Genomic DNA, 15,679 nt, shown 5'->3' with positions numbered 1-15,679 from the left:
GCTCCTTACTGGATCGTTAACGACCCGCGCATAGGTTTTCCAGTGTCACACACGCGCGGTCAGCAGCGCGGACAGCGGCCGGAACGGCTGCAGCCACGCACCCTGGTCAGGCAGCGAATCTAGGCCGATCCGCGGCAACGGTTCCCGGAAGACACCAGCGATATCCTCCAGATCAACGAAGTCCAAGGTATCCGACGCTAGCGCCCAACTCGCATGTTCGCGAAATCCGATCACCTGGACGCTGACCCCGCTTCGGGCGATGTCTTCCAGCGGGTGACGAAACGCCTGGCCGTCGGCGGAAGCCACCACCAACGCCGCCAAACCTTGGGTGCGCCGCAGTTCGATATGGGCCAGCATGTCGCGGTCGACGTCGCTGTCCTCGTCGATCTTCGGCTTGGCGAACACCGCAAAACCCACGTTCCGGAGCGCGTCCACCCACGGCCGGACGACGTCGGCGCTGCCCGGCGCGATGTTGGTGAAGACGGTGGCCTCAGGTTCCACCACGACGCCCGGGCGCCCGGCGCTGACCTCGGCCGTGCGCGACAACAACCAGCGTCCCAGGGCGTCGAACCGTGGCCGTTCCAGGGCGGTCGGGCGCCGGCCCAGGATGGAGCCCAGGCCCATGTCGAGGTTCGGGGCGTCCCACACCAGCAGCACCCGCCCACCCGGGGGAGAGAAACCGCCCCCCAGCGCGTCACCGGTCAGCACCGCCGGCGGCGCGACGGGTTCGGCCCCCGCCGCGCTCTCTTCAGTCAGGCTCATACTCATCGCCTACTCATCGTCTAAGCCAAATGAATTCGGTGACGGCGCTGCCCGCTTCTTGAGCTTTCGTCTCGTACTTGGTGGTCGGGCGGACGATCGAGATCGGCAGGGCACTGCCGGGTTCGACCGGGCGCAGCCGGGGTTCGCCCGCGCCGACCTCGGCGATGTGTTCGGCGTAGCCGGCGTGGTCCGTCGCAACGTGCAGGACACCACCAGGGAGTAGCTGGTCGGCTATCAAGCCAATCGTGCCCGGCTGCAGGAAACGGCGTTTGTGGTGCCGGGCTTTCGGCCACGGATCGGGAAAGAAGACCCGAACCCCGGTCAGCGAAGCGGGTGCGATGAGGCGTTGCAGGACGTCGACGGCGTTGCCGCGGATCAGCCGGATGTTGCTCACCTTGTCGCGGTCGATCGCGCACAGCAGCTGCGCCAGCCCGCGGCGGTAGATCTCCACCGCGATCACATCGACACCGGGCTCATCCTTGGCCATCGCCAGCGTGGATATGCCACTGCCGCAACCGATTTCGAGCACCAGCGGTGCCTCGCGGCCGAACCACGCGCGCGTATCCAGTGGCGGTCCGCCGCCGTCGGGTTCGTCGGCCGCGGCGCCTACCGACAGACCGAGTTCCGGCCAGCGCCGTTCCCAGGTCTGGCGCTGAGCGTCGGAAAGCGCCGATCGCCGCGATCGGAAAGCCGTGGCCGGGAGGTAGCGCTGGTCGGGGCGGACCGGGTCACCGGTCGGCGTGTCGGACGACATCGCCACCCCGCGCTGCGCATGCATTTGTCCATGGTGGCCTATAAACGTCGGATGTAGCCGGCCCTGGTCCGGATTGATACCCAACAGTTGCCTCGAGCTGGTAACTGATTAACGGTGGCTCGCTTCTTGGTGACGCGGGTGCCACCATTCGGTGGGACCGCTCGGCCGCGGCGCCGCACCCAGGAGCGGCAACGCCGGCCGGGCGTGGGGGTCTATCGGAGACCGAACAGGCGGGATATGAGCGGACAGGGACACCAGATTTTCGTCGACGAGCTGGCGCGGTTTGCTGCCGGCCACGTCGACCCGCCCGTGACGGCGATCGCGCGGCGGACCGCCGCGCCCCTGCGCGTGGTCGTGCGCGGCCGCCCGGGGGTCGGCTGCCGTACCGTGCGCCGCGCCCTGGACGGCGCCGGACGCGCGGCGGGCATCGCGGTCCAGCACCCGGCGACCGATGGCGACGCCGACGTGGTGGTCTACGCGCTCGCGGAGGTGGTCAAGCCCGAGGATGCCTGGGCGATCGCGGCGGCCGAGCGGCCGGTGCTGGCGGTGCTGACCAAGGCCGATCTGGCGGGCTCGCTGTCCGGCCGCGGCGGCGACGGGCCCGTCGCGGCGGCACGCACGAAATGCACGCAGCTCTCGGCGCTGATCGGCGCGCCGATGGAGCCGATGACCGGTCTCCTTGCCGTCGCCGCGCTCAACGACCTGGACAGCACCCTGTGGACGGCGCTGTCCACGCTCGCCGCTCACCCCGGGGGCACCACCTGCTTCGACGGCTCATTCGCCGGATTCCTGGCCGCCGACACCCCGGTGCCGACCGAGGTGCGGCAGCGCCTGCTGGACACCCTCGACCTGTTCGGCGCCGCGCTGGCGGTCGCCGCGCTCCGCCAGGGCCGGACCCCGGCCCAGGTGCTGACGCTGCTGCACCGGATGAGCGGTGTCGAGGCCGTCGTCGCCAGGATCGGCGTGATGGGCGCCAAGGCGCGCTATCAGCGGGTGCTGGACGCCGTCGCGGAACTTGAGGCGCTGGCCGTCGGGGGCGGCAGGCTCGGCGAGCGCATCAGCGGGTTCCTGTCCCGCGACGACACCGTGGTCGCCCGGATGGCGGCAGCCGTCGACCTGGCCGAGGCCGCCGGGCTGGACCCGGGCGGCCGGCAGCCCCTCGGCGCGCATCGCGATCCGTCCGCGCACCTGCCGCGGGCGGTACGGTGGCAGCGCTACAGCCGCGCGTCGGCCAGCGAACTGCACCGCGCCTGCGGCGCCGACATCGCCCGGGGATCGCTGCGGCTGTGGTCCCAGGCCTGTGCGTCGCTGCCGGGGGAAACCTGGTGAGCGGCGAATCGGGCGACGATCCCGTCGCCGCGGTGGACGCACTGGTCGCGGCGGCCGGGCCGGGGCTGGATCCGCCGGCGATTCAGCGCTGTGACGTGGTGCTGGTGACCGGCCCGTGGATGGCCGGGGTCAGTGCGGTGGCCGACGCCCTGCGTGACCGGCTGCCGCAGCACAAGTTTGTGGAGTCGGCGGACCTGGGGCCCGGCGAGGTGCCGACGGCGGTGGTGTTCGTCGTGTCCGCGGCGGCGAACCTGACCCCGTCGGACTGCGCCCTGCTGGACGCCGCGACCGAGCACACCGACGCGGTCGTCGGGGTGGTGTCCAAGATCGACGTGCATCTCAACTGGCGGGATATCGTCGCCGCCAACCGTGACTCGTTGGGCGCGCACGCGCCCCGCCACGGCCGCACACCATGGGTGGGTGCGGCGGCCCTGCCCGACCTGGGTGATGCGGACGTCGACGACCTGGTCGCAACCGTCTCGGCGCAGCTCGATGACCCAGATCTTCCGCGCCGAAACAGGTTGCGGGCGTGGGAATCTCGGCTGCAGAGGATGGCGCGGCGGGTTGACCGTGAGGCCGAGGGGTCCGGCCGGCGGGCCCGGGTCGAGGCGCTGCGCGAGGAGCGCAGCACCGCGTTGCAGCAGCGACGTCAGGCGAAAAGCGAGCGCACCATCACGCTGCGCGGTCAGATCCAGCAGTCGCGGGTCACGCTGTCGCACTCCGCGCGCAACCGGTGCGCGGCGTTGCGCACCGAACTTCAGGAACACGCGGCGGGTTTGCCGCGCCGCGATATGCCCGGCTTCGAGGCGCACGCCCGCGAGCGGCTGGATGCGGTCGTCGTCGAGGTCGGCGACGGCATCGACACGCAGTTGGCCGAGGTCGCGCGGGTGGTCGAGGTGCCGATGAAGCTGCCGCCCCTCGAGCAGCTGCCGGTGGTCGACGTGTCACCGCCGCCGCTGAAATCGCGCCGACAGGAAACCTGGCTAATGATCCTGCTGGGCGTCGGGTTCGGACTCGGGGTGGCGCTGACGCTGAGCCGGCTGATGAGCGGCCTGGCGTCGCGGCTCAATCCCGCGCTGGCCGTCGTCGCGGCCCTGGCGTGCGTGGCGATCTCGGTGGCGCTCACCTTCATGGTGATTAACATCCGTGCGCTGCTGCACGACCGCGCGCTGCTGGACCGCTGGGCGGGCGACGTGACGTCGTCGCTGCAATCGGTCGTCGAGGAGCTGGTCGCCACCCGCGTGCTGGTCGCCGAGTCGCTGTTGAGCAGAGCGCTACTGGCCCAGGACGAGACCGAGAGCGCGCAGGTGTCCGCCTCCGTGAGCGTCATCGACGCGGAACTGCGCGAGCACGCGCTGGCCGCCGCCCAGGCCGCGGCCGCGCGGGATCGGGAGATGCCCGCGGTGACGGCCGCGCTGGCGGCGGTGCGTGCAGAACTGGGCGAACCGGATATACGAGAGGACGAAAGTCACGCTGAAGAAGCCGGTAATGACGACACCGAAAAAACCGCTTCAAGGAGCGACGATGGCAATCCGGCGGGATCCTCTGAATCGTTGTAGTGAGAAGGCTTATACCCGCCCGGGACTTCCCGGACAAGATCCTCACGATAACCTGTAGTTAACGCCACCAATCCCTTAATTGTGTGGGCGAGAGCATAGCGAGCGACCAGCCCGATACGCAGACGAATCCAGGAGAGTTCGATGACCTCAGCGACCATTCCCGGTTTGGACACAGCACCTACGAACCATCAGGGCCTGCTGTCATGGGTGCAGGAGGTTGCCGAGCTCACCCAGCCCGACCGGGTGGTGTTCGCTGACGGCTCCGACGAGGAGTTCCACCGGCTCGCCACCCAGCTGGTCGAGGCCGGCACCCTGAAGAAGCTCAACGAGGAAAAGCGCCCCAACTCCTATCTGGCGCTGTCGGACCCGTCCGACGTGGCGCGGGTGGAGTCCCGGACCTTCATCTGCTCGGAGCGCCAGGAAGACGCGGGCCCGACCAACAACTGGACGGACCCGTCCGAGATGCGGGCCACCATGACCGACCTGTACCGCGGCTGCATGCGCGGTCGGACCATGTGGGTAGTCCCGTTCTGCATGGGCCCGCTTGGCGCTGAGGACCCCAAGCTGGGTGTGGAGATCACCGACTCCGAGTACGTCGTGATCTCGATGAAGGTGATGACCCGGATGGGCAAGGCGGCGCTGGAGAAGATGGGCGACGACGGATTCTTCGTCAAGGCGCTGCACTCCGTGGGCGCCCCGCTGGAGCCGGGCCAGAAGGACGTGCCCTGGCCGTGCAACGACACCAAATACATCACCCACTTCCCGGAGACCCGCGAGATCATGAGCTACGGCTCGGGTTACGGCGGTAACGCGCTGCTGGGCAAGAAGTGCTACTCGCTGCGCATCGCCTCGGCGATGGCGCACGATGAGGGCTGGCTCGCCGAGCACATGCTGATCCTCAAGCTGATCTCCCCGGAGAACAAGGCGTACTACTTCGCCGCGGCCTTCCCGTCGGCGTGCGGCAAGACCAACCTCGCGATGCTGCAGCCGACCATCCCGGGCTGGCGCGCCGAGACCCTCGGCGACGACATCGCCTGGATGCGGTTCGGCAAGGACGGCCGCCTGTACGCGGTCAACCCGGAGTTCGGCTTCTTCGGCGTCGCGCCGGGCACCAACTGGAAGTCCAACCCCAACGCGATGCGCACCATGGAGGCCGGCAACACCGTCTTCACCAACGTCGCGCTGACCGACGACCACGACGTGTGGTGGGAAGGCTTGGAGGGCGAGCCCGACCACCTGATCGACTGGAAGGGCAACGACTGGATCCTGCGCGAGACGGACACCAAGGCGGCGCACCCGAACTCGCGGTACTGCACCCCGATGTCGCAGTGCCCGATCCTGGCGCCGGAGTGGGACGACCCGCAGGGTGTGCCGATCTCCGGCATCCTGTTCGGGGCGCGCCGCAAGACCACGGTGCCGCTGGTGACGCAGGCCCGCGACTGGCAGCACGGCGTGTTCATGGGCGCCACCATGGGCAGCGAGCAGACCGCCGCCGCCGAGGGCAAGGTCGGCACCGTGCGCCGCGACCCGATGGCCATGCTGCCGTTCCTGGGCTACCACGTCGGTGACTACTTCCAGCACTGGATCGACCTGGGCAAGAACTCCGACGAGTCCAAGCTGCCGAAGGTGTTCTTCGTCAACTGGTTCCGTCGCGACGAAGAGGGCGGCTTCCTGTGGCCGGGCTTCGGCGAGAACAGCCGGGTGCTCAAGTGGATCGTCGACCGCATCGAGCACCAGGCCGGCGGCCAGGACACCCCTATCGGCATCGTGCCGACGGCCGAGGACCTGGACCTCGACGGACTCGACATCGACGGCGACGACGTGACCAAGGCGCTGGCCGTCAACCCGGCCGAGTGGCGCGACGAACTGCCGCTGATCGAAGAGTGGTTCGAGTTCGTCGGCGACAGGCTGCCCACCGGGGTCCGCGACGAGTTCGAGGCCCTCAAGCAGCGGCTGGCGGAAACCGAGTAGGCGGGCCGAGCCCGGCCGGTCGCGGGTTGATCAGCCAGCGAGCCGCGAATTGGGGCTGGCCTTCTTCTCCTCGTACATCAGCTCGTCGGCGCGGGCCAGCAGTTCGTCCACGGTGGAGTTGTCGGACACCGGCACCCGCACCAGCCCGATGCTGGCCGACACGTGGTAGGGCCGGTCGCTGGTGGTGTTGAAGTTCGAGAACGCGTTGGCGAGCCGCTCCTTGAGTGACGCCGTGTCGCCGTCGTTCTCGGTGACCATCACACAGAATTCATCGCCGCCGATGCGGGCCAGGATGTCGGACTCGCGCCGAATGGTCCGCAGCACGTGGGCGACGTCCCTGATCAGGGCGTCGCCCACCTCGTGGCCCAGCTCGTCGTTGACCTTCTTGAGGCCGTCGACGTCGAGGAAGGCGAGCACGCAGCTGTGGCCGAGGTGGTGCGCCCCCCTGAGTTTCTGCTCGGCCAGCAGGTAGAGGCCGCGACGATTGTTCAGCCCGGTCAGTTCATCGGTCACCGACAGCCGGCGGATCTCCTCGTTGGCGTTCTCCAGCGCCGCGGTGCGGTCGCGGACCCGCTGCTCCAGTTCGGAGTAGAGCTGGATGTTCTCCATCGCGATCGAGGTCGAGTCGGCCAGCGCCTGCAGCAGGTGGACCTCCTGTTCGGACGGCTGATGCGGGTCGGCCCAGTAATTGCCGATCGCGCCGATCGGGTCCAGCTTGCGGATCGGCACCATCACCAGGCTCTTGACGAAGGTGGGACGGTACAGGGTGTGCGGGATGCGCGGGTCGCGGTAGATGTCGGGAATGACCGCCGCGTCGCGATTGAGCATCGCCCACCCGCTGATGCAGGACCTGATGGGAAAGCGGCTGCCCTTCCACAGCGGGGCGATCGCATCCTCGTCGGCGTAGTAGCACCGGTCGTTTTCCCGCAGCACGAAGGTCGCGCCGTCACAGCCGGTCAGCGCGCGCGCCGAGAACCGGACGATCCGCTGGATGTCGGGCAGGCTGCGGGCCAGCGAGAGTTCCTGAATGGCATGCACCAGGCGCTCCATGCCGTCGACATAGTCGGACACGACGAATGTGGGGTTCGGCGAGGGAGAGGCCGCAGGCTCCGATACCTGCTCGGCGGTCATGCGCACCTCCGTGCCGAAGTGGCGTACCCGTCAAGGCTAACCGCCGGGGCCGCGGGCAGTGTGCTTATCCGCATTCCGCCCCCGCACACGCTCGGGTGCGCCGCCCCGGGCGACCACTTAACACCCGTCAAGTTTGGCGGCGGTACAGTCTGCGCATGCAGATCCGCCCTTACCTCGGCGCCGACAAACCTGCTGTCATCCTGTACCCGTCCGGGACGGTCGTCACCTTCGACGACCTGGAGGCCCGTGCCAATCGACTGGCACACCGGTTCCGCGGGGCGGGTCTGCGCGAGGGCGACACCGTCGCGATCCTGATGGAGAATAACGAGCACATCCACGCGGTGATGTGGGCGGCTCGTCGCAGTGGGTTGTACTACGTGCCGATCAACACCCACCTGACCGCGGCCGAGGCGGCCTACATCATCGACAACAGCAGCGCGAAGGCCATCATCGGCTCGGCGGCGCAGCGCGACACCCTCGCCGGCCTGGGTGAGCACCTGCCGGTCGGGCTGCCCGAGCTGTTGCTGATCGCCGACGGCGATTTACCCGGCTGGGAGCGTTACCCGGAATGCGTTGCCGGTCAGCCCGATACCCCGATCGACGACGAAATCGAGGGTGACCTGCTGCAGTACTCGTCGGGCACCACCGGCCGGCCCAAGGGCATCAAACGCGAATTGCCGCACGTCCCACCGGAAGACGCGCCGGGCATGATGTCGGCTCTGGTCGGATTCTGGCTGGACCCGGACGCGGTGTACCTCAGCCCGGCGCCGCTGTACCATACGGCGCCGTCGGTGTGGTCGATGACCATTCAGGCCGGCGGCATCACCACGGTGATCATGGAGAAGTTCGATGCCGAGGGCACGCTGGACGCCATCCAGCGTCATCGGGTCACCCACGGCCAATTCGTCCCGGCCATGTTCGTCCGGATGTTGAAACTGCCTCAAGAAGTCCGTGATTCGTACGATCTATCCAGCCTCAAGCGGGTGATGCACGCGGCGGCGCCGTGCCCGGTGCAGATCAAGAAGCAGATGATCGACTGGTGGGGACCGATCGTCGATGAGTACTACGCCTCCTCGGAAGCGCACGGTTCGACGCTGATCACCGCCGAGGACTGGCTGGCGCATCCGGGTTCGGTCGGCAAACCCATGGGCGGCGCCGTACACATTCTCGACGAGAACGGCGACGAGTTGCCGCCCGGCGAGGCCGGCGAAATCTATTTCGAGGGCGGGTATTCGTTCGAATACCTCAACGACCCAACGAAAACCGCGTCGTCTCGTTCCAAGCACGGTTGGGCCACCGTCGGCGACATCGGCTACCTTGACGAAGAGGGCTACCTGTACCTGACCGACCGGCGCCACCACATGATCATTTCCGGCGGGGTGAACATCTACCCGCAGGAGGCCGAGAACATGTTGGTCACCCACCCGAAGGTGCTGGACGCCGCGGTGTTCGGGGTGCCCGACGACGAGATGGGTCAGCGCGTGGTGGCGGCGGTGCAGACCGTCGATGCGGCCGATGCCACCGACGAATTCGCCGACGAGTTGACGGCGTGGCTGCGAGACCACTTGGCACACTATAAATGCCCGCGATCGATCGCATTCGAGGCGCAGCTGCCGCGCACCGACACCGGCAAGCTCTACAAGAATGGGCTGATCGAGAAGTACTCGGTGTGACCGATGCTCCGGGTGGTCGACCTGTCGAGCCCGCCGCAGGACGGCCCGCCGTCGCCGCCCGGGACGATCGTCGGCGTGGGCTCGGCCGCCGACATCGCCGCGGCCGGACCATGGCTTGACGCAACAACTTTCACCCTTACCGAGGACCCCTGCGCCGATCGGCGGGTGATCACCGTCGATTCGGTGCCGGCCACCGTGGACGAGCTGACCGCGCGCTGTCGACGTTGGCCGCACGCCAGTGGGATTTGCGACGACGTGTTGCGCGCGGTGGATCCGCAGGGCCCGACGCTGTCCGGCGTGGTGACCGAGTCGTTGGCGTACTCCACCCTGCAGGCCGGCCCGGAGTTCGCGCGGTGGCTACACGAGCGCGGCCCGGCCAGGGTGCCCGAGATCGCCGACCCGGTGCGGGTGCAGCGCGACGGGGACGTCGTGCGCATCGCGTTCAACCGGCCGCATCGGCACAACGCGTTCTCCACCGATGCTCGGGCCGCGCTGCTGGAGGCCCTGGCGGTCGCGCAGCTGGATCCGTCGGTCACCGGCATTGTGCTGAGCGGCCACGGGCCGTCGTTCTGCAGCGGCGGGGACCTTGCCGAGTTCGGTACGTTTGCCGACCCGGCGAGTGCGCACCTGGCCCGTACCCGCTACAGCCCCGCCCTGGCGCTGGATGCGCTGACCGCCAGGCTCGGCCGGGCGTGCCGGGCCGAGGTGCACGGCCGGGTGATGGGCAGCGGAATGGAGATGGCGGCGTTTTGCGGATGGGTCCTCGCCGGCGACGACGCGGTGTTCGGGCTACCCGAATTGGCGTTAGGGCTGGTCCCCGGGGCCGGCGGCACCGTCAGCGTCACGCGGCGGATAGGTCGTTGGCGCACGGCGTATCTCGTGTTGTCCGGCCGTACCATCGACGCGGATACTGCGCTGGCCTGGGGGCTGGCGGACGAGATCGCGATTCAGAAGCCCGAATAGGTGGTGGTGGTCGTGGACGGGATGGTGGACACGATCGCCGCGAACATGGCGAACCACACGACAACCCCGATCACCGCGACGACGGCACCGACGATCGCACCGATGATGGCCCACTTCTTGGCGTTGTTGGACGCCTCCTGGGCTTCGGCGTACCGCCCCTGGGCCCATAGCCCGGACACCTTGGTGGAGTAGACGATCGACACGATCCCGAGCGGCAGGCAGCACAACACCGTGCACAGGATCGCCCACACGAGATAGTTCTCGGGCTCCTGCCATCCCGGCTGCGGCGCCGACCATCCCGCGGGTGGCTGTCCCTGCCAGCCCGGCGCCTGCTGAGGTTGCCACCCGGCGGGCTGCTGGGCCTGCCATTCCGGTTGCTGGCCTTGCCGTTCCGGTTGCTGCCCAGGCCATCCGGGCGAACCTCCGGGTGGCACGGGAGGATAACTCATGGCGGCTGCCTTTCCCTATGGTTCCCGCGGCCGGCGAACGACTTTGCTTACGCGACGGTTTGCCAGCCGGAGAAGTCAGGTAAATATACTCCGAAAGTTCCTTCGCGGGCCGCGTGATTGGCGGGCCGGGTCAGATTCCGCCCCGCGTCACCAGTTGCCGGGCGATCACATTGCGCTGGATCTCATTGGTGCCCTCACCGACGATCATCAGCGGCGCGTCCCGGAAGTAGCGTTCGACGTCGTATTCGGTGGAATAGCCGTAGCCGCCGTGGATTCGCACCGCATTCAGCGCGATCTCCATGGCGACCTCGGAGGCGAACAGCTTGGCCATCCCGGCTTCCATGTCGCAGCGTTCGCCGCTGTCGTACCGCTCGGCGGCGTACCGGGTGAGCTGACGAGCCGCGGTCAGTTTGGTCGCCATGTCGGCCAGGTAGTTACCGACCGACTGGTGCTGCCAGATCGGCTGGCCGAAGCTCTCGCGCTGCTGGGCGTAGGCCAGCGCGTCGTCGAGCGCCGCGGTGGCAACGCCCAGGGCGCGGGCGGCCACCTGGATGCGTCCCGTCTCCAGGCCCTTCATCATCTGTGAAAAACCTTCGCCCGCAACGCCACCCAGCAACGCCGACCGAGGCACCCGGAAGTCGTCGAACGACAGCTCGCAGGATTCCACGCCCTTGTAACCCAGCTTGGGTAGATCCCGCGACACCGTCAGGCCTGGCCCGTGCTCGACGAGCACGATCGAGATGCCCTGGTGGCGCGGCCGGGCGTTCGGGTCGGTCTTGCACAACAGGGCGATGAGCCCGGAACGGCGCGCGTTGCTGATCCAGGTCTTGGAACCGTTGATCACCAAACCGTCCGGGCCGTCGGGGACAGCCGTGGTCGCCATGTTCTGCAGATCCGAACCACCGCCGGGCTCGGTCAGCGCCATGGTGGCGCGCACCTCACCGCTGGCCATCCGCGGCAGGTAGGTCCGTTTCTGGTCCTCGGTGCCGAACAGCGTCAGCAGTTTGGCGACCACCGTGTGCCCGCCCATCGCCCCGGCCAGGCTCATCCAGCCGCGCGCCAGTTCCTCGGTGACCCGCACGTAGCACGGCATGGACACCGGCGACCCGCCGTATTCCTCCGGGACGGCCAGGCCGTAGATGCCGATCCGCTTCATCTGTTCGATCCACGCCTCGGGGTAGGTGTTGGCGTGCTCGACCTCGCGAACGCCCGGTTTGACGTCGCGGTCGATGAACGCCCGCACCGTGGCGACCAGCATCTCTTCTTCGTCGTTCACCTGTGATCACCCTTCACACTGATAGTGGCGACCCGCTTCGCCCGGCTTCGCCGCGCTCGCGATCGCCACGAAGCCCTGATAGTGGCGACCCGCTTCGCCCGGCTTCGCCGCGCTCGCGATCGCCACGAAGCCCTGATAGTGGCGACCCGCTTCGCCCGGCTTCGCCGCGCTCGCGATCGCCACGAAGTTGACCCTCGATTCCACAGCCTGCCAGCATGGGGTGTTGTGACGCGTGACGGGTATGCGGGGATCCGCGAGGGCGGACCGTACTTCGACGACCTCTCGGTGGGGCAGGTGTTCGACTGGGCGCCCTCGACGACGCTGTCGTCGGGGCTGGCCGGCGCTCACCAGGCGATCGTGGGGGACCGGCTGCGGCTGGCGCTGGACGCCGGTCTGTGCGGGGCGGTGACGGGCCTGCCCGCGCCGCTGGCGCATCCGGCACTGGTGTGCGACGTGGCGATCGGGCAGTCGACGCTGGTGACCCAACGAGTCAAGGCCAACCTGTTCTATCGCGGCCTGGTGTTTCACCGGTTCCCGGTCATCGGCGACTCCCTCTACACCCGCACCGAAGTCGTTGGGCTACAGGCGAATTCGCCCAAGCCGGGCCGGGCCCCGACGGGGCTGGCGGCGCTGCGAATGATCACCATCGACCAGGCCGACCAGCTGGTGCTCGACTTCTACCGATGTGGCATGCTGCCCGCCGGCCCGGACTTCACACCCGACCAGGCGCCGCACGACGATCTGTCCGCCATCGGGGTCGACGTGCCCGGCCCGGTCCACGATCCGACGGCGACATGGAAAGGCGCGGTGTTCCGCGACAAGGTGCCCGGCCCGCATTTCGATGCCGGCCTGGCGGGATCGGTGCTGCACAGCACCGCCGACGTGGTCAGCAGCGCTCCCGAACTGGCCCGGCTCACTCTGAACATCGCTGCCACGCATCATGATTCGCGAGTCGGCGGGCGCCGCCTGGTCTACGGCGGGCATACCATCGGGCTGGCCTTGGCGCAGGCGAGCAGGTTGCTGCCCAACCTGGTGACCGTGCTGAACTGGCAATCCTGCGATCACACCGGCCCCGTGCACGAGGGCGACACCCTGTACAGCGAGCTGCACATCGAATCCGCCGAGCCGACCGATCACGGGGGGGTGCTGGGGCTGCGGTCGCTGGTGTATGCGGTCAGCGACACCGCGGATGAACCGGACCGCCCGGTGCTGGACTGGCGCTTTCACGCGCTTCAGTTCTGAGCCGGGTTTGCCGGTCGCCGCGGCGCCGCGGGTCACGCGCACAATGGGGGCGTGAGTTCGGCTTTGTTAAAAGGGGAGTCCCAGCCGGTCGAAGAGTGGGGCAGCAGCGGGCTGGCCTACCTGACCGGCCTGCCCGACGGTCCCGCCGACTTCTCCCGCGCCGGCGTGTTGACCCGCGCGCACGACGTGGCCTCGGCCATCGGTGACTACCTGGGTATCGGCGTCGACGCGGTGAGCCTGTTGACCGGGCGGGCGGCCTTACTGGGCCTGACCCGCCGCGGCCGGATCTCGCCCGGTGGCGGCACTCGCCTGCTTACCGCCCGGGACGGCTGCTGCGCGCTCACCCTTTCGCGCGCCGACGACCTCGACGCCGTCCCGGCCTTGCTGCAAGTCGATGACGTGGCCGCCGACCCGTGGCCGGCGCTGCAGCGCTGGGCGGCCACCCACTCGCTGGGTGAGATCGTGGAGCGGGCCGGGCTGCTGGACATTCCAGTAGCGGGCCTGGGCGAGGCCGCGCCCGCGCCGCCGCGGCTGGGCCCCAGCGCAGCGCGGACGGCCCCGCGGACGCCGCAGGGCCTGCTGGTGGCCGACCTGTCCTCGATGTGGGCGGGCCCGCTGTGCGGGCGGCTGCTGGCGCGTGCGGGAGCGACCGTCGTCAAGGTCGAAAGCCCGCGCCGCCCGGACGGCACCCGGGCCGGGAACAGAGCCTTTTTCGACTGGGTTAACAGCGAAAAATTGAGCTACACAGTCGATTTCGATAGCAAGGCCAACGAATTGGGGGAACTGCTCGCGGCCAGCGACATCGTCATCGAAGGCTCGCGCCCGGCGGCGCTGGCACGCCGAGGGCTCGGGCCCGACGACGTCATACCACGCGCGGGCCGAATCTGGTTGCAAATCATCGGTTATGACGGCCGCAGACCGGGATTCGGCGACGACACCGCGGTGGCGGGTGGCCTGGTCGGCACCAGCGTCCAGGGACCGGTGTTCTGCGGTGACGCCATCGCCGACCCACTGACCGGGCTGGAGGCCGCCCTGGCGGTGGCCGAATCCCTGGGCCGCGGTGGCGGCGAGTCGATCCGCGTGTCCATGGCCGGTGTCGCCGCAACCTACGCGGCGCTGCCGGCGGCGCCGTCGGCATCGTCGGCGCCGGTGTCACCACCGTCGGCCCCGCCGGCGTCGCGCCGCGCGTCCGGGCTGGGCGCCGATAACGAGAAGGTGCGCCACCTGGTCAGCCAAAGACGTTGCCTATCATGTTGATTCAGCGGGCTAACCTGCTGGACGGGACCACGACAGACATCCGGGTGGGTGCGCTGATCGAGGACATGGCACCGCCGGGTGAGAGTCTGGTGGCGCGGGCGGGGGAGGGCGTGCTGTACGCGGGCGGCGGCGCCGTCCTGCCCGGGCTGCACGACCACCATGTGCACCTGCGCTCGGCGGCCTCGGCGCTGGATTCGTTCTTCGTCGGGCCGCCCGGGGTCAGCACGGCGGCGCAGCTCACCCAATTGCTGGCGAACGCCACACCCGGGCCCGACGGCTGGATTCGCGCTGTGGGCTACCATGATTCGGTTGCCGGAGAACTGGACCGGGGCGCCCTGGACGCCATCGTTCCGCACGTTCCGGTGCGCATCCAGCACCGCAGCGGGGCGCTGTGGATCCTCAATTCCGAAGCGCTGGGGCGGGTCGGCCTGGCCGAACATCCTGACGGCCGGCTGCGCAGCGCCGACCGCGGCTGGTCGCTGGCGCTGCAACGACGCGAAACCGATCTGGCCGAACTGAGCCGCCGGATCACCGCGACCGGCGTCACCGGCGTCACCGACGCCAGCCCCGATCTCGATGCCGACGACATGGCGTCGCTGACGGCGGCGCACCAATGTGGCGAGTTCCGGCCGCGGCTGAGTTTCCTGTCGCCGGGCAAGAAGATCCTGCACGATGATCGCCTGGACCTCGATGCCCTAACGGAATGGATTGCCTGCCAACACGATAGCGGCCAGCCGGTGGCCGTGCACTGCGTGACCGCGGCCCAGCTGGTGGTGACCATCGCGGCCCTGCGTGCGGCCGGCAGCCATCCGCGAGACCGCATCGAACACGCCGCCGTGGTGCCCGACGACAACCTCGCCGACCTCGCCGAGCTCGGGGTCACGGTGGTGACGCAGCCCAACTTCGTCGCCGAGCGCGGCGATCAGTACCTCACCGACGTCCCCGCCGCCGAGCACGATCAGCTGTGGCGCGTCGCGTCCCTGCGCAACGCGACGGTGCCGGTCGCGCTGTCCACCGACATGCCCTTCGGCCACGGCGACCCCTGGACGGCGATGCGCGCCGCGGTGCACCGCAGCACACTTCAGGGCACCGTGCTGGGAAGGCGTGAATGTGTCTCGGCGCGAGAGGCTTTGACGATGTTTCTGGGCCGGGCGGATCAGCCGGGACGGCCGCGCACCGTGGCGATCGGGCAGCCGGGGGACCTGTGCGTGCTCAACGAGCCGCCCGCTGTGGCACTGGCCGCCCTCGACGCCGGGCTGGTGGCGGCCACCGTCATCTGCGGCGAGTTGGTGTACTTCGCGATGTGAGCCGCG

At 69.0% G+C, this 15,679-nt stretch carries 14 protein-coding genes; 8 read left to right on the top strand and 6 right to left on the bottom strand.

From position 1 onward, the window contains the following. Positions 1-45 precede the first annotated feature (45 nt). Together G6N50_RS18190 and trmB are read right to left on the bottom strand one after the other, a co-directional pair. Positions 46-762: an NYN domain-containing protein gene (locus G6N50_RS18190; RefSeq protein WP_067835098.1), complete on the bottom strand. Its 717-nt coding sequence runs from the start codon at positions 760-762 to the stop codon at positions 46-48. A 13-nt stretch (positions 763-775) separates the two neighbouring features. Then, the gene (gene trmB, locus G6N50_RS18185; RefSeq protein ID WP_179970168.1) at positions 776-1,558 is read right to left on the bottom strand and encodes a tRNA (guanosine(46)-N7)-methyltransferase TrmB; all 783 of its coding nucleotides are present in this window, start codon (positions 1,556-1,558) and stop codon (positions 776-778) included. Positions 1,559-1,753: 195 nt separating this feature from the next. Between trmB and G6N50_RS18180 the strand changes: the two genes are divergently transcribed. The 3 genes from G6N50_RS18180 to G6N50_RS18170 all read left to right on the top strand — a co-directional run bounded on the left by G6N50_RS18180 (position 1,754) and on the right by G6N50_RS18170 (position 6,375). Beyond that, positions 1,754-2,845, top strand: a complete 1,092-nt coding sequence (locus G6N50_RS18180) for a hypothetical protein (RefSeq protein WP_083097674.1) — start codon at positions 1,754-1,756, stop codon at positions 2,843-2,845. After that, complete coding sequence (locus G6N50_RS18175; RefSeq protein WP_179970029.1) at positions 2,842-4,404, top strand: hypothetical protein; 1,563 nt, start codon at positions 2,842-2,844, stop codon at positions 4,402-4,404. Before G6N50_RS18180 ends, G6N50_RS18175 begins: the two co-directional genes overlap by 4 nt. A gap of 141 nt (positions 4,405-4,545) precedes the next feature. After that, complete coding sequence (locus G6N50_RS18170; RefSeq protein ID WP_083097678.1) at positions 4,546-6,375, top strand: phosphoenolpyruvate carboxykinase (GTP); 1,830 nt, start codon at positions 4,546-4,548, stop codon at positions 6,373-6,375. 30 nt (positions 6,376-6,405) lie between these two features. Here the strand turns inward: G6N50_RS18170 and G6N50_RS18165 are convergent, their stop codons facing one another. After that, a complete protein-coding gene (locus G6N50_RS18165) occupies positions 6,406-7,506 on the bottom strand; it encodes a sensor domain-containing diguanylate cyclase (RefSeq protein WP_083097680.1) in 1,101 nt (366 codons plus the stop codon). A gap of 155 nt (positions 7,507-7,661) precedes the next feature. Here G6N50_RS18165 and fadD4 point away from each other — a divergent pair, with 155 nt between their 5' ends. Both fadD4 and G6N50_RS18155 read left to right on the top strand, forming a co-directional pair. Continuing rightward, positions 7,662-9,179, top strand: a complete 1,518-nt coding sequence (gene fadD4 / locus G6N50_RS18160) for a fatty-acid--CoA ligase FadD4 (protein ID WP_083097683.1) — start codon at positions 7,662-7,664, stop codon at positions 9,177-9,179. A 3-nt stretch (positions 9,180-9,182) separates the two neighbouring features. Beyond that, on the top strand, positions 9,183-10,142 hold the full coding sequence (locus G6N50_RS18155; protein WP_083097685.1) for an enoyl-CoA hydratase/isomerase family protein: 960 nt from the start codon (positions 9,183-9,185) through the stop codon (positions 10,140-10,142). Here G6N50_RS18155 and G6N50_RS18150 read toward each other — a convergent pair. The 3 genes from G6N50_RS18150 to G6N50_RS29750 form a co-directional block, all read right to left on the bottom strand. Beyond that, entirely contained in the window at positions 10,127-10,591 is a 465-nt protein-coding gene (locus G6N50_RS18150) for a CD225/dispanin family protein (protein ID WP_083097687.1), read from the bottom strand. The genes G6N50_RS18155 and G6N50_RS18150 overlap by 16 nt on opposite strands. Before the next feature lie 130 nt (positions 10,592-10,721). Next, positions 10,722-11,867 carry an acyl-CoA dehydrogenase family protein gene (locus G6N50_RS18145; RefSeq protein ID WP_083097689.1) on the bottom strand — a complete coding sequence of 382 codons (1,146 nt, stop codon included), beginning with the start codon at positions 11,865-11,867 and terminating at the stop codon, positions 10,722-10,724. Positions 11,868-11,873: 6 nt separating this feature from the next. Beyond that, positions 11,874-12,071, bottom strand: coding sequence for a 2-isopropylmalate synthase (locus G6N50_RS29750; RefSeq protein WP_308204161.1), 198 nt, complete (start codon positions 12,069-12,071; stop codon positions 11,874-11,876). Between the two features lie 21 nt (positions 12,072-12,092). Here G6N50_RS29750 and G6N50_RS18135 point away from each other — a divergent pair, with 21 nt between their 5' ends. Genes G6N50_RS18135 through G6N50_RS18125 form a run of 3 tightly spaced genes read left to right on the top strand, consistent with a single transcriptional unit; the run spans position 12,093 to position 15,673 of the window. Then, the gene (locus G6N50_RS18135) at positions 12,093-13,109 is read left to right on the top strand and encodes a MaoC family dehydratase (RefSeq protein WP_083097692.1); all 1,017 of its coding nucleotides are present in this window, start codon (positions 12,093-12,095) and stop codon (positions 13,107-13,109) included. A 51-nt stretch (positions 13,110-13,160) separates the two neighbouring features. Continuing rightward, the gene (locus tag G6N50_RS18130; protein ID WP_232068777.1) at positions 13,161-14,366 is read left to right on the top strand and encodes a CoA transferase; all 1,206 of its coding nucleotides are present in this window, start codon (positions 13,161-13,163) and stop codon (positions 14,364-14,366) included. Further along, positions 14,360-15,673 (top strand): amidohydrolase family protein, encoded by a 1,314-nt coding sequence (locus G6N50_RS18125; RefSeq protein WP_083097694.1) that lies wholly within the window; start codon positions 14,360-14,362, stop codon positions 15,671-15,673. The genes G6N50_RS18130 and G6N50_RS18125 overlap by 7 nt, the downstream gene beginning before the upstream one ends. Positions 15,674-15,679 lie beyond the last annotated feature (6 nt).

The sequence above is a fragment of the Mycobacterium mantenii genome (genome assembly GCF_010731775.1).
Classification (GTDB): Bacteria; Actinomycetota; Actinomycetes; order Mycobacteriales; family Mycobacteriaceae; genus Mycobacterium; species Mycobacterium mantenii.
Note: the sequence above shows the minus strand (reverse complement) of the source record. Positions and strands in the feature narration are given on the sequence as shown.